Raw genomic sequence first — 16600 nt, 5'->3', positions numbered from 1 at the left:
TCGTTCAGCTAGAGACCGAGCGCGGACGCCCGTTGCGCATAGTGCTCGGCGCGCTCGCTGTCCGGCGCCAGGCCCGGGCCTCCATCGCGGTAGAGTTCCGCCAGCTTGCGCGCCGCCAGCGGGTGGCCCGCCTCTGCCGCTAGTGCCCAGTGGCGGCTGGCTGCCAGCGCGTCGGGCGCTTGCCGGCTGTCGCCCTTGAGCGCCTGCACGCCGAGCTGGTAGGCCGCTTTCCCATCGCCCGCGCTGGCAGCAAGGCGCAGCAGGCGCAGGCCCTCCTCGCGCGCGCCGAAGCCCTGTCCACGGAACAGCAGCAGGTGACCGTAGAACGCCTGGGCGTCGCGGTGTCCGAGGTTAGCCATGCGCGAGAACTGCCCCTGCATCCACTGCCAGGCTCGCGGCTGCTTGACCAGCCAGGGCCAGCCCAGCAACTGTCGGGCCACGCCGTAACCGAGGCGGGCGCGCAGGCGCCAGATCCATTCAGAGTTCATCGGGATACTCGAATTCGAAGACACGGACCACTTCCGCCGCATGCCAGCCAGCCGCGGCCGGGCCGTCCGGCGGACCGGAAAAACGCCCGAGGCGCTCCACGCACTCGAAGAAACCGGTGCGCGGCAAGCGGCTTGCGCCCTGGCTGATGACCAGCGAACTGCGCAACGGACGCCCCGAGCGCGCATCCAGCGATGCCAGGTGCTCGAGAGCCGCGGTGAGGGTGGTCATCGCCGGAGTCGGCAGTTGCAGGCGCTCGATCAGCGCCCGGTAGGTGAGCAGATGACGCTGGCGACGCGCATCCTCGATTTCCAGCAGCAGGCTATCCCAGTGTTTACGGCTGATCAGCACACTCAAGGTCAGGCCCCCGTCGCTTTGCCCAGCACACGCTCCAGGGCGAACAGGATGGCCTCGCTGGCCTCTCGTTCGCCGCGTTCGATCATCGCCATGTAGGAAGGACTGATACCGACCTCCCGGGCCACCTGTTCCAGGCTCAGGCCGCGCGCCTCGCGGCGCTCCAGCAGACTCGCGGAAGGCGGCGCCGGCGCGGTCGTCTCCACCGCGACACTGGCGGCCGGGCGACCGGCGGCGGCCAGCAACGCCTGGTATTCGGCCCAGGGCAACACCGCGTATTCCGCCTCGCCGTCTCGCGTGATCACTTGGACATTCATGTCGGTCTCCTTGCAAGCCGCCATCTTATCAGGCACCGCGCCGCTGCGGACTGGCTATACTGCTGCCCTGGTCACACAGTCTGCCTGGTGGAGGAGCCCACGGGTGCGCCGGAGAAGTCTTGGTTTGTGCATCCTGCTGGGAGTCGGACAGGCCTTCGCCGGCGAGCTGCGCTGGGGCTTCAGCCCCGCCGACGGCATGCCCTACGTGGACATCGTCGATCACCAGCTGCAAGGCGGCTTCACCCGCCAGTTGGGGGAGCGGGTCGCGCAGCGGCTGGGATTGTCGCTGCGTTTCGTGGAAACGCCGAACCGAAGGATCGACGGCTTCATGGCCAGCGGACATATTCACGTGATCTGCAACTCCAACCCCGGATGGGATAGCAAACCCGAACGCTACCATTGGTCTCCTGCCCTCTTCGAAGAGCAGGACGTCCTGCTGCAGCGCGACGACCGTCCGGCGATCCGCGACTTCGCCGAGCTGCGCGGCAAGACCCTGGGTACAAGTCTAGGCTATGTCTACGCGGACGATCTCATGCAGGCCTTCGCTGCCGGGGAAATTCGCCGCGAAGATACCCGCGACCTGGCCAGTCGCGTGCAGATGCTCAAGCGTTCGCGCCTGGACGCCGCGGTGGACATGCGCCGCCCGCTGCTCTACCTGACGCGCCAGCATCCCGAGCTGGGCCTGAGCGTCAGTCCGCTGGTACTGCAGAGCTATCGGATGCACTGCATCTATGGCGGACAACTGCCGGTCCCCGTCGAAAGTATGGACCGGGTGCTCGACGATATGGTCAGGGACGGCAGCATCGAGCGCCTGCTGGAAAACAGCCTGCGAACCCCTCAGGAACCCTGAACGCGCTCCGCCCTGGGAGCCGGCAGCTCTCGCAGCGCCTGCTGCGTCTCGACGGCCTGGGCGTCGCGCCAGACCTTGAAGGCATCCAGCTCGGACTGCCAGCGACGCACTACCCAGGCAAGGACGGCGAGATCGTCGAGCAAGCCGAGACCGAAGATGAAGTCGGGGACGATATCCACCGGCGAAAGGAAATAGGCCAGCGCCGCGATCACCGAGAGCAACGCCTGGCGGCTGAGTCCGCGGTATTCGCCGCGAACCCAGGCCACCAGCAGTTCCTGCAGCAGGCGCAGGTCGCTCTTCACCAGCTTCAGGCGCGAGCGCTTGCGTGCTACCGCAATCAACAAGGCGGGCACCCGGCCACGGGCCAGGAAACGTTCCGCGATCCCCAGGTAACGACTGAATCCTCGTGGTGCATCCATCCTTCCACCTCGCTCAAGCGCTTGCCGCCGAGGCTCTCCGGGTTATCCACGCATACTGTGGATAACCTTGTGAACAGCCCCCCCTTCCGTCGGCGAGAAGCCCGTCGCTACAGGCTTTCCGACAGATCGGACACTTTTTAGACAATGCTCTAAAAGCATTGAAAATCAAGGGTTTGACCTAGCGCAACGGACAACCCGAGGTCAATACCGTAGGTCGGGTCGACGTGCGACAAATGTGTGCATAAGGGTAACACCGGCCGTGCCCTCGACCTGTTTTCAGACCCTCGCGGCAGCGCCTGGGTTCAGCCGAATCCGCAAATGAAAACGCCCCGTCATGGACGGGGCGTTTCATGCATCGCGGCGGAAGAATTACTTCTTCGCGTCCGCCTTGGCTTCGGGCTGCGCTGCGGCACCGGCCTCGGGCTCCGCGTCCGGCTTGGACGGATCCTTGATGCCGAGCAGTTCCATGTCGAAGACCAGTACCGAGTTGGCCGGGATCGCCGGGCTCGGGCTCTGCGCGCCGTAGGCCAGCTCGCTGGGGATGTACAGCTTGATCTTCTCGCCGACGTGCATCAGTTGCAGGGCTTCGACCCAACCCGGGATCACGCCGCTGACCGGCAGGTCGATCGGGCTGCCGCGCTCGATGGAGCTGTCGAAGACGGTGCCATCGGTCAGGCGGCCTTCGTAGTGGACGGTCACCACGTCGGTGGCCTTCGGTTGCGGGCCATCGGCCTTCTTCACGATTTCGTACTGGAGGCCGGAAGCGGTGGTGGTCACGCCGTCGCGCTTGCCGTTTTCCTCGAGGAATTTCTTGCCGGCCTTGGCGTTTTCGTCGCCGATGGCCGCCATGCGCTCCTCGGCACGTTTCTGCAGGAAGGCGAAGGCTTCGGTCAGCTCTTCATCGGTGAGCTGCTGCTTCTTCTTGCCGAGGGCGTCTTCGATGCCCTTGGCGACGGCTTTCGAATCCAGGTCGTCCATGCCTTCCTGGGACAGGCTCTTGCCCATGTTCAGGCCGATACCATAGGAAGCTTTCTGCGCCGGGGTCTTCAACTCAACGTTGGTCTGCGAATCGCAGCCGGAGAGAACCAGACCGACCAGTGCGATCGCTGCTGCCAACCGATGTTGTTTCATGCTGAGTCCTTTAATCTGTTCGCCGCTCGGGCATATTCGATGAAGCCGCGAGCTTAGCAGGCTGTCGCGACCAGTGGCTATGGGCAATAGGAACAGGTGCGCGCGGATAAGTTCAAGGCCGAACTTTCCGAAAAATGAAGGAGATAGCAGAACGAACGCGCGGAACGAGGACAGAAGAACAGCGGAAAGGAAGCGTCGAAAAACGTCGAATTATGAAGCGGGAAGGAAGCGCAAGAGATACAGCGAAGGAAGGAAATGGCGCAGCGGACGGGACTCGAACCCGCGACCCCCGGCGTGACAGGCCGGTATTCTAACCGACTGAACTACCGCTGCGCGTAACTTGCGAGATTGGTGGGTGATGACGGGATCGAACCGCCGACCCTCTGCTTGTAAGGCAGATGCTCTCCCAGCTGAGCTAATCACCCTTCACTCTCGAAGTGGGGCGCATTCTACGGAGCGATTCGGCCCCTGGCAAGCCCCTCGATGAAAAAAATTTTCTGCCGTTCCAAGGAGTTAGCGACGGACCGGGGTTGGCCTGAGCCGCCAGCGGCGGAATAATGGGTCCTTTGTGCCCGGAGAGAACGACCCCATGTGGTTCCGCAATCTGCTCGTCTACCGCCTCACCCAGGATCTGCAACTGGATGCCGATTCCCTCGAGAAAGCCCTCGGCGAAAAACCCGCCCGCCCCTGCGCCAGCCAGGAGCTGACCACCTACGGCTTCACCGCGCCGTTCGGCAAAGGCCCGGACGCACCGCTGGTACACGTCAGCCAGGACTTCTTCCTGATCTCGGCACGCAAGGAAGAGCGCATCCTGCCGGGCAGCGTCGTGCGTGACGCACTGAAGGAAAAGGTCGACGAGATCGAAGCCCAGCAGATGCGCAAGGTCTACAAGAAGGAACGCGACCAGTTGAAGGACGAGATCGTCCAGACCCTGCTGCCGCGCGCCTTCATCCGCCGCTCCAGCACCTTCGCCGCGATCGCGCCGAGCCTCGGCCTGATCCTGGTCGACTCGGCCAGCGCGAAGAAGGCCGAAGACCTGCTCTCGACGCTGCGCGAAGCGCTCGGCTCCCTGCCGGTACGCCCGCTGAGCGTGAAGGTCGCGCCGACCGCGACCCTCACCGACTGGGTCAAGACCCAGGAAGCCGCCGGCGACTTCCACGTGCTCGACGAATGCGAGCTGCGCGACACCCACGAGGACGGCGGCGTGGTCCGTTGCAAGCGCCAGGACCTGACCAGCGAGGAAATCCAGCTGCATCTCACCGCCGGCAAGCTGGTCACCCAGTTGTCCCTGGCCTGGTCGGACAAGCTGTCCTTCGTCCTCGACGACAAGCTGGCGGTCAAGCGCCTGCGCTTCGAAGACCTGCTGCAGGAGCAGGCGGAAAAGGACGGCGGCGAAGACGCCCTCGGCCAGCTCGATGCCAGCTTCACCCTGATGATGCTGACCTTCGCCGAATTCCTTCCGGCGCTCTTCGAGGCCCTCGGCGGCGAAGAAATCCCCCAGGGCGTCTGACGCCCCGCTCTCCCGGCGGCGCCCGCCGCTGGGAGAGTCGCGCCCGGCATGGCAGACTGGCGGCCGTCCAATAACAAGGAAAGCCCATGCGTGCCCTGACCGCCCTGAGCCGCTTCGTCAGCGCCAGCTTCCCGTTCTGGGTCCTGCTGTTCGCCATCCTCGCCTTCTTCCGACCTGCCTGGTTCCTCCCGCTCACCGCAGCCATCGCGCCACTGCTCGGCCTGGTGATGTTCGGCATGGGCCTGACGCTCAAGGGCGAAGACTTCCGCGAGGTCGCCCGGCACCCCATACGGGTGCTGATCGGCGTGCTGGCCCAGTTCGTCATCATGCCTGGCCTGGCCTGGCTGCTCTGCCGCCTGTTGCAGTTGCCGGCGGAGATCGCGGTGGGCGTGATCCTGGTCGGCTGCTGCCCCGGCGGCACCGCTTCCAACGTGATGACCTGGCTGTCCCGTGGCGATGTCGCCCTGTCGGTGGCGATCACCTCGGTGACCACCCTGCTCGCCCCGCTGGTCACGCCGGCGCTGGTCTGGCTGCTGGCTTCGGCCTGGCTGCCGGTGTCGTTCGCGGCAATGTTCCTGTCGATCCTCCAGGTGGTGCTGGTGCCCATCGCCCTCGGCCTGCTGGCACAGCGCCTGCTCGGCGAGCGCACCCGGCAGGTGGCGGAGGTGCTGCCGCTGGTCTCGGTATTCAGCATCGTGGTGATCATCGCCGCGGTGGTGGCCGCCAGCCAGGCGCGGATCGCCGAGTCCGGCCTGCTGATCATGGCCGTGGTGATGCTGCACAACGGCTTCGGCCTGTTGCTCGGCTATCTCACCGGCAAGCTGACCGGCATGCCGCTGGCGCAGCGCAAGGCCCTGGCCATCGAAGTCGGCATGCAGAACTCGGGGCTCGGCGCGGCGCTGGCCAACGCCCATTTCTCGCCCCTGGCAGCGGTGCCCAGCGCGCTGTTCAGCGTCTGGCACAATCTCTCCGGTTCGCTGCTGGCCGCCCTGTTCCGGCGCCTGGATGATACGCCGCGTTGAACTGGGTCCCGGTCGGGAAGCCTTGTCCCGACCGATGAACCATGCAAAATACCGCACGCAGTGAGGACGACCTCACCACCCGCCTCCGGCCGGTGATCGAATGGGGACGGCCCCGCCACCCGTTGCCCTGGAGATCGCCATGTCCTGGATCATCCTGTTTTTCGCCGGCCTGTTCGAAGTGGGCTGGGCCGTTGGTCTGAAATACACCGAGGGCTTCAGCAAGCCGCTTCCCACGGTCCTCACGGCGCTCGCCATGCTGGTCAGCCTGGGCCTGCTCGGCCTGGCCATGAAGCACCTGCCGCTGGGCACCGCCTATGCCGTCTGGACCGGGGTCGGCGCGGTCGGCACGGTCATCGCCGGGATCGTCCTGTTCGGCGAATCCATGGCATTGCTGCGCCTGGCCAGCGTCGCGCTGATCGTCTGCGGACTGGTCGGCCTCAAGCTGAGCCATTAGACATCCATCGAATATGCTCCGAGGGGTATCGCTTTCCGCAGTTTTATCGCGTACTCTGCGACCACTGTGCTTGCTTGGGTCACAGTGAATCGTGACCTGGTGTGGTAGATCTCGGTCCGCTCATCGCCTCGGCTCCTCGTACTCTTTGCAACTCAGTACCTACCGGCTCGGATATTTCCGTCGCCGCAATCAACTTTGTTTCAGGAGTTACACCATGTCGAATCGTCAGAACGGCACCGTAAAATGGTTCAACGACGCCAAAGGCTTCGGCTTCATCACCCCGGAAAGCGGTAACGACCTGTTCGTTCACTTCCGTTCCATCCAGGGCACCGGCTTCAAGAGCCTGCAGGAAGGCCAGAAGGTTTCCTTCGTGGTCGTCAACGGCCAGAAAGGCCTGCAAGCCGACGAAGTACAAGTTGTCTAACTTGTAGTTCGCCAAAAAAAAGCCCCGGCATCGCCGGGGCTTTTTCGTTTCTGCGGATCGATCAGCGAGCTTCGCCGCGCAAGCTCGTCACCCGCGCCTGCAGGTCGAGGCGCTCCACCGCCCCCGGCGCCACCGATTCGCCGGCCACCAGGCTCACCCGCGACCACAGGCGGCGGAAGAAGCCCTTGTTCGGGTCGCGGCTGAAGAAGCTGCCCCACAGGCCCTGCAGCGCCATGGGGATCACCGGAACCGGGGTTTCCTCGATGATCCGCTCGATCCCGGCGCGGAACTCATTCATCTCGCCGTCGGCGGTCAGCTTGCCCTCAGGGAAGATGCACACCAGCTCCCCGTCCCTCAGGTAGTCGGCGATGCGCTGGAAGGCGCGTTCGTAGATCCCTTCGTCCTCGTGGCGCGCCGCTATGGGCACCGCGCCGGCGGTACGGAAGACGAAGTTGAGCACCGGCAGTGAGAAGATCCTGTAGTACATGACGAAGCGCACCGGCCGCCGGATCGAGCCGGCGATCAGCAGCGCGTCCACGTACGAGACGTGGTTGCACACCAGCACCGCCGCTCCCTCGTCCGGGATCGCCTCCAGATTCACATGCCGGACCCGGTACATGGTGTGGCTGAGCAGCCAGACCAGGAAGCGCATGGTGAATTCCGGGACGATCTTGAAGATGTACACGTTCACCGCGACGTTCATCAGCGACAGGGCGAGGAACAGCTGCGGGATCGACAGCTTGGCGACGCTGAGGAAGAGGATCGAGACCAGCGCAGCGGCGACCATGAACAGGGCGTTGAGGATGTTGTTGGCGGCGATCACCCGGGCCCGCTTGTCCTCGTCGGTGCGCGCCTGGATCAGGGCGTACAGCGGTACGATATAGAAGCCGCCGAAAATGCCGATGAACAGGATGTCGGCCAGCACCGCCCAGGTCTCATGGTGGCGCAGCACCGCCAGCCAGTCGTAGGGCACCTCGCCTGGGGGAATGCCGCCGGCGTGCCACCAGAGGAGGATGCCGAAGACGGTCAGGCCGATCGAGCCGAACGGCACCAGGCCGATCTCCACCTTGCGACCGGAAAGCTTCTCGCAAAGCATCGAGCCCAGCGCGATGCCCACCGAGAACACGGTGAGGATCAGGGTCACCACGCTTTCGTCGCCGTGCAGCCATTCCTTGGCGAAGGTCGGGATCTGCGTCAGGTAGACCGCGCCGAGGAACCAGAACCAGGAGTTGCCCACCAGCGAGCGCGAGACCGCCGGGCGCTGGCCGAGCCCCAGGCGGAGGATGCTCCAGGACTGGGCGAAGATGTTCCAGTCGAGCTTCAACCCCGGCAGTGCCGCCGCCGCTCGCGGAATGCCGCGGCTGGCCAGGTAGCCGCAGGCGGCCACCAGCACCACCGCGGTGGCCACCGCCGCCGCGTAATGCGCATGGGACATCAGCACGCCGGCGCCGATGGTGCCGGCCAGGATCGCCAGGAAGGTGCCCATCTCCACCAGCGCGTTGCCGCCGACCAGTTCGTCCTCGTGCAGGTGCTGGGGCAGGATCGAATACTTCACCGGGCCAAATAGCGCCGAGTGGGTGCCCATGGCGAACAGCGCGACGAACATCAGCGGCAGGCTGCCGAAGACGAAGCCGGCAGCGCCGACCAGCATGATGCCTACCTCGGCCAGCTTCAGCGCGCGCATCAGCGCGTCCTTGTTGTACTTCTCGCCGAACTGTCCGCCCAGTGCCGAGAACAGGAAGAACGGCAGGATGAACAGCAGTGCGCAGAGGTTGACCAGCAGGCTGCGGTCGCCGCTGACGCTGAGGTGATAGAGGATGGCGAGGATCAGCGACTGCTTGAAGATGTTGTCGTTGAAGGCGCCGAGCAGCTGGGTGATGAAGAACGGCAGGAAACGCCGCTTGCCCAGCAGGGCGAATTGCGAATGTTGGGTCATCGTCCTTGTTACCTTGCGTGGCCGCCGAAAGGAAGCCCGTCATCGATTGGACTGCATGGACCGCGGATCAGGCCACAGCGTTCCGATGGAAATTCCGCGCCCATCATAGAACAGGCGTCCGCGTTACCGCAGGACGCCTGTCGTCGGACGATGCGCCAAGTCGCATCCGAATATTCAGAAACCGACGCTGGCCTGCATGAACAGCGTTCGCGGCTGACCCACGTAGATTCCCGAATTGTTGTCGCTGGAGCGGGTGAAATACTGCTTGTCGAACAGGTTCTTCACCCCGAGTCCGAGCTTCAGGTTCGACGCCTGCGGGCCGAAGTCGTAGCCGACGCGGGCATTCCAGGTCACGTAGCCGGGAATGTCGCCGTACTGGCCGTCGGCGCTGGGCTCGGTGATGTAGTTGTGGGTGAAGTTGCCCTGGCTGTCGGTGCTCAGCCCTGGCGCGCGCTGCATGGACTGGGCGAAGGCGTCGAGGTTGTAGGTCCAGCGGTCGACCTCGTAGCGCACCCCGGCGGTGGCCACCTGGCGCGAGTAGAGCGGCAGGTCGCGCCCCTTGAAGGAGGGAATGTCGCCTTCGTAGGTGGCACGGGTATAGGTGAGGCTGCCGTAGACCGACAGGCCGTCCAGGCGCGGATCGAGAGCGGCGAAGTCATAGTGGCCGGAAGTCTCGATGCCCTGGTGCTTGGTGGCGCCGAGGTTGGTCCAGCCGACGTCGTTGCTGACGTACTGCAGCTCGTCGTCGAAGTCGATGTAGAACAGCGTGATCTCGCCGCCCCAGCTGCCGTTGTCGTAGCGCGTGCCCAGTTCGTAGGTCTTGGCCTTCTCCGGCTCCAGGCCGGCGGCGGTATCGTTGCCGCTGCCGCCCTGGCCGAGCTGGAAGTACTGCAGGCTGCCGAACGATTCGGAGTAGTTGGCGAACAGCTTCCACTCGTCGCTCAAGTGATACATCAGGCTCAGCGCCGGCAGCGGTTCGTTGTAGTCCTTGCTGCGCTTCTTCTCCTGCACCGGCTTGCCGTTCAGGCCGAGCACCGGGCGGTCGCGCCAGTCGCTGTCGATCTTCTCGAAGCGGATGCCGGGGGTGATGGTCCAGTTGCCGACATCGATCTTGTCGTCGATGTAGAAGGCGCTGGCCTCGGTACCGCCGGTACGGTCCTGGTAGGTATGGCCGTCCGAGCCGGGACGCACGGTCGGCACATTGTCGACCAGGGCCAGCTGGCTGGCGCGCTCGTTCATCGCTTCCTTCAGGTAGCGGTAGCCGATGCCGACCTCCTGGGTGGTCGGGCCGGCGAAGAAGATCCGCGAGACCCGCGGCTCCACCGCGAACACATGGTAGTCGCGCGGGTACGAGGTGATGGTCCTGAGGTTGCGCGCGGCGATGCTGCTGCCGCGGAAACTGTCGCTGTAGTAGGTGAGCACCTCGAACTGGGTGAGGTCGTCGACCTGGCGGGTGTACTTCAGCGAGAAGTCCTTGCGCCGACCACGGAAATTGTCCCAGTCGCGTACCGACTGGAAGGGATCGTCGTCGTACTGCGCCTGGGTCAGGCCGCCCGGCATATCGGCGTAGGCGTCGTAGTAGTGGAAGTTGGCCGCCAACTGGTCGCTGTCGGTGAGCTGCCAATGGGTCTTGAGCAGCACGTCGTCGATATCGTTGTCGTTGTTGCCGTCGCGGTAGTCGGCGCCCTTCACCCCGGAATACAGCAGCGCCACGCCCAGGCCGTTGTCGGCGGTCCCGCCGAGGAACGCCTGGTTGAGCTTCTTCCAGCCGCCGTGGCCGGCATGCTCGATGGTGGTGCCGATTTCGCCGGAGAACTTCTCCGGAATCGCCCGGGTCACGAAGTTGATCACCCCGCCGACGTTCTGCGGGCCGTAGCGCACCGAGCCGGCGCCGCGCACGACGTCGATGCTCTCCAGGTTGCCGATGGACAGCGGCATCATCGACAGCTGCGGCTGGCCGTAGGGCGCCACCGCCGCCGGCACGCCGTCGATCATCACCGTCGAGCGCGGCGACAGGCGTGAAGTCAGGCCACGCACCCCGACGTTCAGGGAGATGTCGCTGCCGCCGGTACCGTTGTTGTCCTGCACTTGCACGCCGGGCACCTTGCGCAGCACGTCGCGGACGTTCTGCGCACCGCTCTCGAGCATTTCCCGACGACGCACCACGCTGCGCGCACCGGGATGGTTCTGCACCACCGCCTGGTCGGCTTCGCCCAGCCAGTCGCCGACCACGGTGACCGTGCCCAGCTCCTTGGCTTCCTCTTCGGCCTGCGCCGCCTGCATGGACACACCCAGCGCGATGGCGACGGCCAGGCGCGACAACGAACTCACGGACGACATCGAGGCTCCCCCAGGGACGCAGGAAAAAGTGGGGCGCAAAATTACGGCAAATCGTAAAGAACGTAAATACAAATGATTTGCAAATGTGAGCTTGACTTATTCGTAGATCGTCAAGGACGAGCGCGCGCAGGCCGAGCGGTATTCACCCGGTGCCACGCCGTAGGCCTGCTTGAACTGGCGACCGAGGTGGCTCTGGTCGGCGAAGCCCAGCTCCAGGGCCACCTCCAGCGGCGCCCGGCCGCTCTTGAGCAGTGCCCTGGCCTGCTCCAGGCGGCGCTGCCTGAGCCAGGCGTGGGGCGGCATGCCGGTGGCGCGACGGAAGACCCGGGCAAAATGGAACGGGGACAGATTGACCGCCGCCGCCAGTTCCTCCAGCGAAGGCGGATCGAGCAACCGCGCCGCCAGCAGTTCGCGGGCACGGGCCACCGCCAACGGCTCCTGCCCGGCCTTCGGCGCTTCTGGCAGGCGGGCGTGGCGACGGAACAGGGCGAGCACCGTCTCACGCCAGCGGGTCTGGGTTTCCAGGCTGTCGGCATGCTCGGCCAGCAGGCGGTGCAAGTGGACGAAGGCGCGTGCCAGGGGCTGGTCGTGGATCACGCTGTCGGCGAAGCGCGGCACGCCGCCATGATGGATTTCCAGCTCGTCGAGAATCCCGTCGATCTGTTCCATTTCCGGGTAGTAGCCGCGATAGAGCCAACCGGCATCATGGGCCTTGGAGCCGGTGTGCACTTCGTCGGGGTTGATCAGCACCATGCTGCCCAGCGGGGCCAGGTGCTCGCCGCCACGATGGCGGAAGCGCTGCGCGCCCTGCTCGATGATGACCAGGGCGAAGCTGCTGTGCACGTGCGGCGCGAAGCGCTGCTCCACATAGCGCGCGTGCAGCAGTTCGACGCCGCCCAGTTCGGCGGCGCGCCAGAAATGCGTGTGTTCTCCGCTCGTCTCGTCCGGCACTGCCGTCTCCTCGTTCGCCCGTCCGGACGGGCCGCCCAGCATACCGCAGGAGCGACGGAACCGGCTTCAGCCGGTGAAGCTGGCTTCCAGCGCCGCCTTGACCTGCGGCCATTCGTGGTCGGTGATGCTGTAGACGAAGGTGTCGTCTAGCCGCCCGCCGGCCAGCCGCCGGTGGTTGCGCAGCACGCCCTCGCGCTGCGCGCCGAGCTTGTCGATGGCGCCCTGGGCGCGCAGGTTGCTCGCCGCCGTGCTGAGCTGCACGCGGACCATGCGCAGGTTGTCGAAGGCATGCTTGAGCATCAGGTACTTGATCATGCGGTTCAGGCCGCTGCCGTGCTGGGCCTGGTCGAGCCAGGTCCAGCCGATCTCGCAGGCCGGCAAGGCGGGAAGGAACTCGGCGAAGCGCGTGGTCCCGACCAGTTGCACACCGAGGCGGACGGCGAGCGGCAACGCCCTGCCCTCGCGCTGCTCGGCGAGGCTCTGGCGGTACCAGTCCGGCCGCGTCGGTCCGTCCATGTACTGCAGCGCCTCGCGGTTGGCTTCGGCGAGGCTCACCAGCTCGGGAATGTCCGCTTCCACCAGCGGCTCGAGACGCAAGGCTCCGCGCTGCAGGGTGATCGGTAGCGGCTTGAACATGGGCGCCCTCCTCGACATCGACGCAAAACTCCGCTCCCATCAGAGCGTAGCGGCCGCGTTTAGTGCCGCAGCCGAAACCGGCTACGATGAACGGACAGCCGGCCGCCGGGGCCGTCCGCGCTCACGCAGCCCGGCACGCTACCAACTCCGCGCGTCCGGCTCAAGCATGCGTGCGACCTTGGTCGCAGGCGGCCTGACGCGCGGGCCGACAAGTGCGAAACTGGCGCGAAAGCAAGACCCCCGCCTCACGCCAGCTTCACGCGGGGACATCATCGGAGTTCGCATGTCGCTGTCCATCGGGCTGATCGCCGTGGTCGCCCTGGTCTACATGGCCATCCTGTTCGCCATCGCCTTCTATGGCGACCGTCGCCGCACCCCGCTCTCACCCCGCCTGCGCGCCTGGGTCTACAGCCTCTCCCTGGCAGTGTACTGCACCAGCTGGACCTTCTTCGGCGCGGTCGGCCAGGCCACCGACCAGCTCTGGTCGTTCCTGCCGATCTACCTCGGACCGGTGTTGCTGATGCTGTTCGCGCCCTGGGTGCTGCAGAAGATGATCATGATCAGCAAGCAGGAGAACATCACCTCCATCGCCGACTTCATCGCCGCCCGCTACGGCAAGTCGCAGGCGCTGGCGGTGGTGGTGGCGCTGATCTGCATGGTCGGCGTGCTGCCCTATATCGCCCTGCAACTGAAAGGCATCGTCCTCGGGGTGAACCTGCTGATCGGCTCCGGCGCCGACTCCACCGGTACCCGCGCCCAGGACACGGCGCTGATCGTGTCGCTGGTGCTGGCGCTGTTCACCATCGTCTTCGGTACCCGCAGCCTGGATGTCACCGAACACCACCGCGGCATGGTCCTGGCCATCGCCTTCGAGTCGCTGGTCAAGCTCACCGCCTTCCTCGCCGTGGGCATCTTCGTCACCTTCGGCCTCTACGACGGCTTCGCCGATCTCTTCTCCCAGGCCCGCGCCGCGCCGCAGTTGGCCGACTACTGGGAAGAGACCGTGCACTGGCCGGCGATGCTGCTGCAGACCGGCGTGGCGATGACCGCGATCATGTGCCTGCCGCGGCAATTCCACGTCACCGTGGTGGAGAACATCGAGCCGCGCGACCTCAACCTGGCGCGCTGGGTGTTCCCCATCTACCTGGTGCTGGCCGCGTTGTTCGTGGTGCCGATCGCCCTCGCCGGCCAATTGCACCTGCCCGCCGGGGTAATGCCGGACTCCTTCGTCATCAGCCTGCCGCTGGCCGAGGCGCACCCGGCGCTGGCCCTGCTGGCATTCATTGGCGGCGCCTCGGCCGCCACCGGAATGGTCATCGTCGCCAGCGTCGCGCTGTCGACCATGGTCTCCAACGACATGCTCCTGCCGTGGCTGCTGCGACGCCGGGAAAAGGACACCGAACGGCCCTTCGAGGCCTTCCGTCACTGGCTGCTGACCGTACGCCGGGTGAGCATCGCGGTGATCCTGCTGCTCGCCTACGTGGCCTACCGCCTGCTCGGCTCCAGCGCCAGCCTGGCGACCATCGGCCAGATCGCCTTCGCCGCCATCGCCCAGCTCGGCCCGGCGATGATCGGCGCGCTGTACTGGAAACAGGCCAACCGCCGCGGGGTCTTCGCCGGCCTCGCCGCCGGCTCGCTGCTGTGGGCCTATACGCTGGTCCTGCCGGTGGTGGCCAAGGGCCTCGGCTGGCCGCTGGAGCGCATCCCCGGCCTGACCTGGCTGGCAAGCAATCCCTTCGGCCTGCCGATCGAGCCGCTGACCCAGGGCGTGCTGATCTCGCTGGTCGGCAACTTCGCCCTGTTCGGCCTGGTCTCGGTGCTCTCGCGCACCCGCGTGTCCGAGCACTGGCAGGCCAGCCGCTTCATCGGCCAGGAGATCTCCCAGCGGCAGAACTCGCGCTTCATGCTCGCGGTGCAGGTGGAAGACCTGCTGATGCTCGCCGCGCGTTTCGTCGGCGAGGAACGCGCGCGGCAAAGCTTCATCCGCTTCGCCTACCGCCAGGGCAAGGGCTTCACCCCGAACCAGACCGCCAACAACGAGTGGATCGCGCACACCGAGCGCCTGCTCGCCGGGGTCCTCGGCGCGTCCTCGGCGCGGGCGGTGGTGAAGGCCGCCATCGAAGGGCGCGAGATGCAGGTGGAGGACGTGGTGCGGATCGCCGACGAAGCCTCCGAGGTGCTGCAATTCAACCGCGCCCTGCTGCAGGGCGCGATCGAGAACATTACCCAGGGCATCAGCGTGGTCGACCAGTCGCTGCGCCTGGTGGCCTGGAACCACCGCTACCTGGAGCTGTTCGAGTACCCGGACGGGCTGATCTACGTCGGCCGGCCGATCGCCGACATCATCCGCTACAACGCTGATCGCGGCCTGTGCGGGCCCGGCGATCCGGACATGCACGTGGCCAAGCGCCTGTACTGGATGCGCCAGGGCACTCCGCACACCTCCGAGCGGCTGTTCCCCAACGGCCGGGTCATCGAGCTGATCGGCAACCCGATGCCCGGCGGCGGCTTCGTCATGAGCTTCACCGATATCACTGCCTACCGCGAGGCCGAACAGGGCCTCAAGGGCGCCAACGAGTCGCTGGAACAGCGGGTCCAGGAGCGTACCCAGGAACTCTCGCAGTTGAACCAGGAACTCAGCGAGGCGAAGAGCAACGCCGAGGCCGCCAACCAGTCGAAGACCCGCTTCCTCGCCGCCGTCAGCCACGACCTGATGCAGCCGCTGAACGCCGCGCGGCTGTTCTCCGCCGCCCTCGCCCACCAGGACGCGCTGCCCGGCGAGGTCCGCGACCTGGTGCAGCACCTCGACTCGTCGCTGCGTTCCGCCGAGGACCTGATCACCGACCTGCTGGACATCTCGCGCCTGGAAAGCGGCCGGGTCAGCGCCGAACGCAACCCGTTCCCGCTGAACAACCTCTACGATGCCCTCGGCGTCGAGTTCAAGGCGCTGGCCCAGGAACAGGGCCTGCATTTCCGCCTGCGCGGCAGCCAACTGCGGGTGGACAGCGACATCAAGCTGCTGCGGCGCATCCTGCAGAACTTCCTGACCAACGCTTTCCGCTACGCCAAGGGCCACGTGCTGCTCGGCGTGCGCCGCGAGGACGGCTACCTGCGCCTGGAGGTCTGGGACCAGGGGCCGGGCATCCCACCGGACAAGCAGAAAGTCATCTTCGAAGAGTTCAAGCGCCTGGACAGCCACCAGACCCGCGCGGAGAAAGGCCTCGGTCTCGGCCTGGCGATCGCCGACCGGCTCTGCAAGGTCCTCGGCCATCCGCTGGAAGTACGTTCCTGGCCGGGCAAGGGCAGCGTCTTCAGCGTCCGCGTACCGCTGGCGCGGCAGGCGCCGCCGGCCCTGGCCAACGGCCACAAGGCCGAACCGGCGCAGGCGCTGAACGGCGCCCAGGTGCTCTGCGTGGACAACGAGGACAGCATCCTCGCCGGCATGAACAGCCTGCTCAGCCGCTGGGGCTGCCAGATCTGGACCGCGCGCAGCCGCGAGGAATGCGCCACGCTGCTGGACAGCGAGATGCGCCCGCAACTGGCGTTGATCGACTATCACCTCGACGACGGCGAGACCGGTACGCAATTGATGGCCTGGCTGCGCACGCGCCTGGGCGAGCCGGTGCCGGGGGTGGTGATCAGCGCCGACGCGCGGCCGGAACTGGTGGCGGAGATCCACGCCGCCGGCCTCGACTACCTGTCCAAGCCGGTCAAGCCGGCCGCGTTGCGGGCCCTGCTCAGCCGCCATCTGAGCCTGCGCTGAGCGGGCC

15 protein-coding genes and 2 tRNA genes are annotated in these 16600 nt (G+C 66.0%); 6 read left to right on the top strand and 11 right to left on the bottom strand.

Going from position 1 to position 16600, the window contains the following annotated elements:
- Nucleotides 1–8: 8 nt before the first annotated feature.
- The 3 genes from FHW81_RS05150 to FHW81_RS05140 are packed head-to-tail and all read right to left on the bottom strand — an operon-like array spanning nucleotide 9 to nucleotide 1157.
- On the bottom strand, nucleotides 9–488 hold the full coding sequence (locus FHW81_RS05150) for a sel1 repeat family protein (protein ID WP_003109166.1): 480 nt from the start codon (nucleotides 486–488) through the stop codon (nucleotides 9–11).
- On the bottom strand, nucleotides 478–843 hold the full coding sequence (locus FHW81_RS05145) for a hypothetical protein (protein ID WP_003114793.1): 366 nt from the start codon (nucleotides 841–843) through the stop codon (nucleotides 478–480). The genes FHW81_RS05150 and FHW81_RS05145 overlap by 11 nt, the downstream gene beginning before the upstream one ends.
- 2 nt (nucleotides 844–845) lie before the next feature.
- The gene (locus FHW81_RS05140; RefSeq protein WP_003114792.1) at nucleotides 846–1157 is read right to left on the bottom strand and encodes a helix-turn-helix domain-containing protein; all 312 of its coding nucleotides are present in this window, start codon (nucleotides 1155–1157) and stop codon (nucleotides 846–848) included.
- 103 nt (nucleotides 1158–1260) lie between these two features.
- On the opposite strand from FHW81_RS05140, the gene FHW81_RS05135 reads away from it, so the two are divergent.
- Nucleotides 1261–2007, top strand: coding sequence for a substrate-binding periplasmic protein (locus FHW81_RS05135; protein WP_171893930.1), 747 nt, complete (start codon nucleotides 1261–1263; stop codon nucleotides 2005–2007).
- Here the strand turns inward: FHW81_RS05135 and FHW81_RS05130 are convergent.
- The 4 genes from FHW81_RS05130 to FHW81_RS05115 all read right to left on the bottom strand — a co-directional run bounded on the left by FHW81_RS05130 (nucleotide 1995) and on the right by FHW81_RS05115 (nucleotide 3982).
- Nucleotides 1995–2426: a YkvA family protein gene (locus tag FHW81_RS05130; protein ID WP_128653853.1), complete on the bottom strand. Its 432-nt coding sequence runs from the start codon at nucleotides 2424–2426 to the stop codon at nucleotides 1995–1997. The two genes, FHW81_RS05135 and FHW81_RS05130, sit on opposite strands and share 13 nt — an antisense overlap.
- 369 nt (nucleotides 2427–2795) lie before the next feature.
- The gene (locus FHW81_RS05125; RefSeq protein ID WP_003091600.1) at nucleotides 2796–3557 is read right to left on the bottom strand and encodes an FKBP-type peptidyl-prolyl cis-trans isomerase; all 762 of its coding nucleotides are present in this window, start codon (nucleotides 3555–3557) and stop codon (nucleotides 2796–2798) included.
- A 256-nt stretch (nucleotides 3558–3813) separates the two neighbouring features.
- Nucleotides 3814–3890: transfer RNA gene (locus FHW81_RS05120), tRNA-Asp, on the bottom strand.
- Between the two features lie 16 nt (nucleotides 3891–3906).
- Nucleotides 3907–3982, bottom strand: a tRNA-Val gene (locus tag FHW81_RS05115).
- A gap of 164 nt (nucleotides 3983–4146) precedes the next feature.
- On the opposite strand from FHW81_RS05115, the gene rdgC reads away from it, so the two are divergent.
- From rdgC to FHW81_RS05095, 4 genes are all read left to right on the top strand, one after another.
- Entirely contained in the window at nucleotides 4147–5067 is a 921-nt protein-coding gene (rdgC, locus tag FHW81_RS05110) for a recombination-associated protein RdgC (protein ID WP_003091601.1), read from the top strand.
- 86 nt (nucleotides 5068–5153) lie between these two features.
- Complete coding sequence (locus FHW81_RS05105; RefSeq protein ID WP_003115569.1) at nucleotides 5154–6089, top strand: bile acid:sodium symporter family protein; 936 nt, start codon at nucleotides 5154–5156, stop codon at nucleotides 6087–6089.
- A 139-nt stretch (nucleotides 6090–6228) separates the two neighbouring features.
- Entirely contained in the window at nucleotides 6229–6543 is a 315-nt protein-coding gene (gene sugE / locus FHW81_RS05100) for a quaternary ammonium compound efflux SMR transporter SugE (protein ID WP_003091603.1), read from the top strand.
- Between the two features lie 214 nt (nucleotides 6544–6757).
- Nucleotides 6758–6967, top strand: coding sequence for a cold-shock protein (locus FHW81_RS05095; RefSeq protein ID WP_003115568.1), 210 nt, complete (start codon nucleotides 6758–6760; stop codon nucleotides 6965–6967).
- A 61-nt stretch (nucleotides 6968–7028) separates the two neighbouring features.
- Here the strand turns inward: FHW81_RS05095 and FHW81_RS05090 are convergent, their stop codons facing one another.
- The 4 genes from FHW81_RS05090 to FHW81_RS05075 form a co-directional block, all read right to left on the bottom strand.
- A complete protein-coding gene (locus FHW81_RS05090; RefSeq protein WP_023128709.1) occupies nucleotides 7029–8903 on the bottom strand; it encodes an MFS transporter in 1875 nt (624 codons plus the stop codon).
- 174 nt (nucleotides 8904–9077) lie between these two features.
- Nucleotides 9078–11243 carry a TonB-dependent receptor family protein gene (locus tag FHW81_RS05085; protein WP_003115567.1) on the bottom strand — a complete coding sequence of 722 codons (2166 nt, stop codon included), beginning with the start codon at nucleotides 11241–11243 and terminating at the stop codon, nucleotides 9078–9080.
- A 96-nt stretch (nucleotides 11244–11339) separates the two neighbouring features.
- Nucleotides 11340–12194, bottom strand: a complete 855-nt coding sequence (locus FHW81_RS05080; RefSeq protein WP_003115566.1) for an AraC family transcriptional regulator — start codon at nucleotides 12192–12194, stop codon at nucleotides 11340–11342.
- Between the two features lie 66 nt (nucleotides 12195–12260).
- Entirely contained in the window at nucleotides 12261–12848 is a 588-nt protein-coding gene (locus tag FHW81_RS05075) for a GNAT family N-acetyltransferase (protein WP_003119682.1), read from the bottom strand.
- Nucleotides 12849–13113: 265 nt separating this feature from the next.
- On the opposite strand from FHW81_RS05075, the gene FHW81_RS05070 reads away from it, so the two are divergent.
- Nucleotides 13114–16593 carry a PAS domain-containing hybrid sensor histidine kinase/response regulator gene (locus tag FHW81_RS05070; RefSeq protein WP_411311278.1) on the top strand — a complete coding sequence of 1160 codons (3480 nt, stop codon included), beginning with the start codon at nucleotides 13114–13116 and terminating at the stop codon, nucleotides 16591–16593.
- The last annotated feature ends 7 nt before the right edge of the window (nucleotides 16594–16600 follow it).

Origin of the sequence: Pseudomonas sp. RC10-4-2, assembly GCF_050433085.1 — a bacterium.
GTDB classification, from domain to species: domain Bacteria; phylum Pseudomonadota; class Gammaproteobacteria; order Pseudomonadales; family Pseudomonadaceae; genus Pseudomonas; species Pseudomonas aeruginosa.
This window is presented reverse-complemented; position numbering and strand designations above follow the sequence as displayed.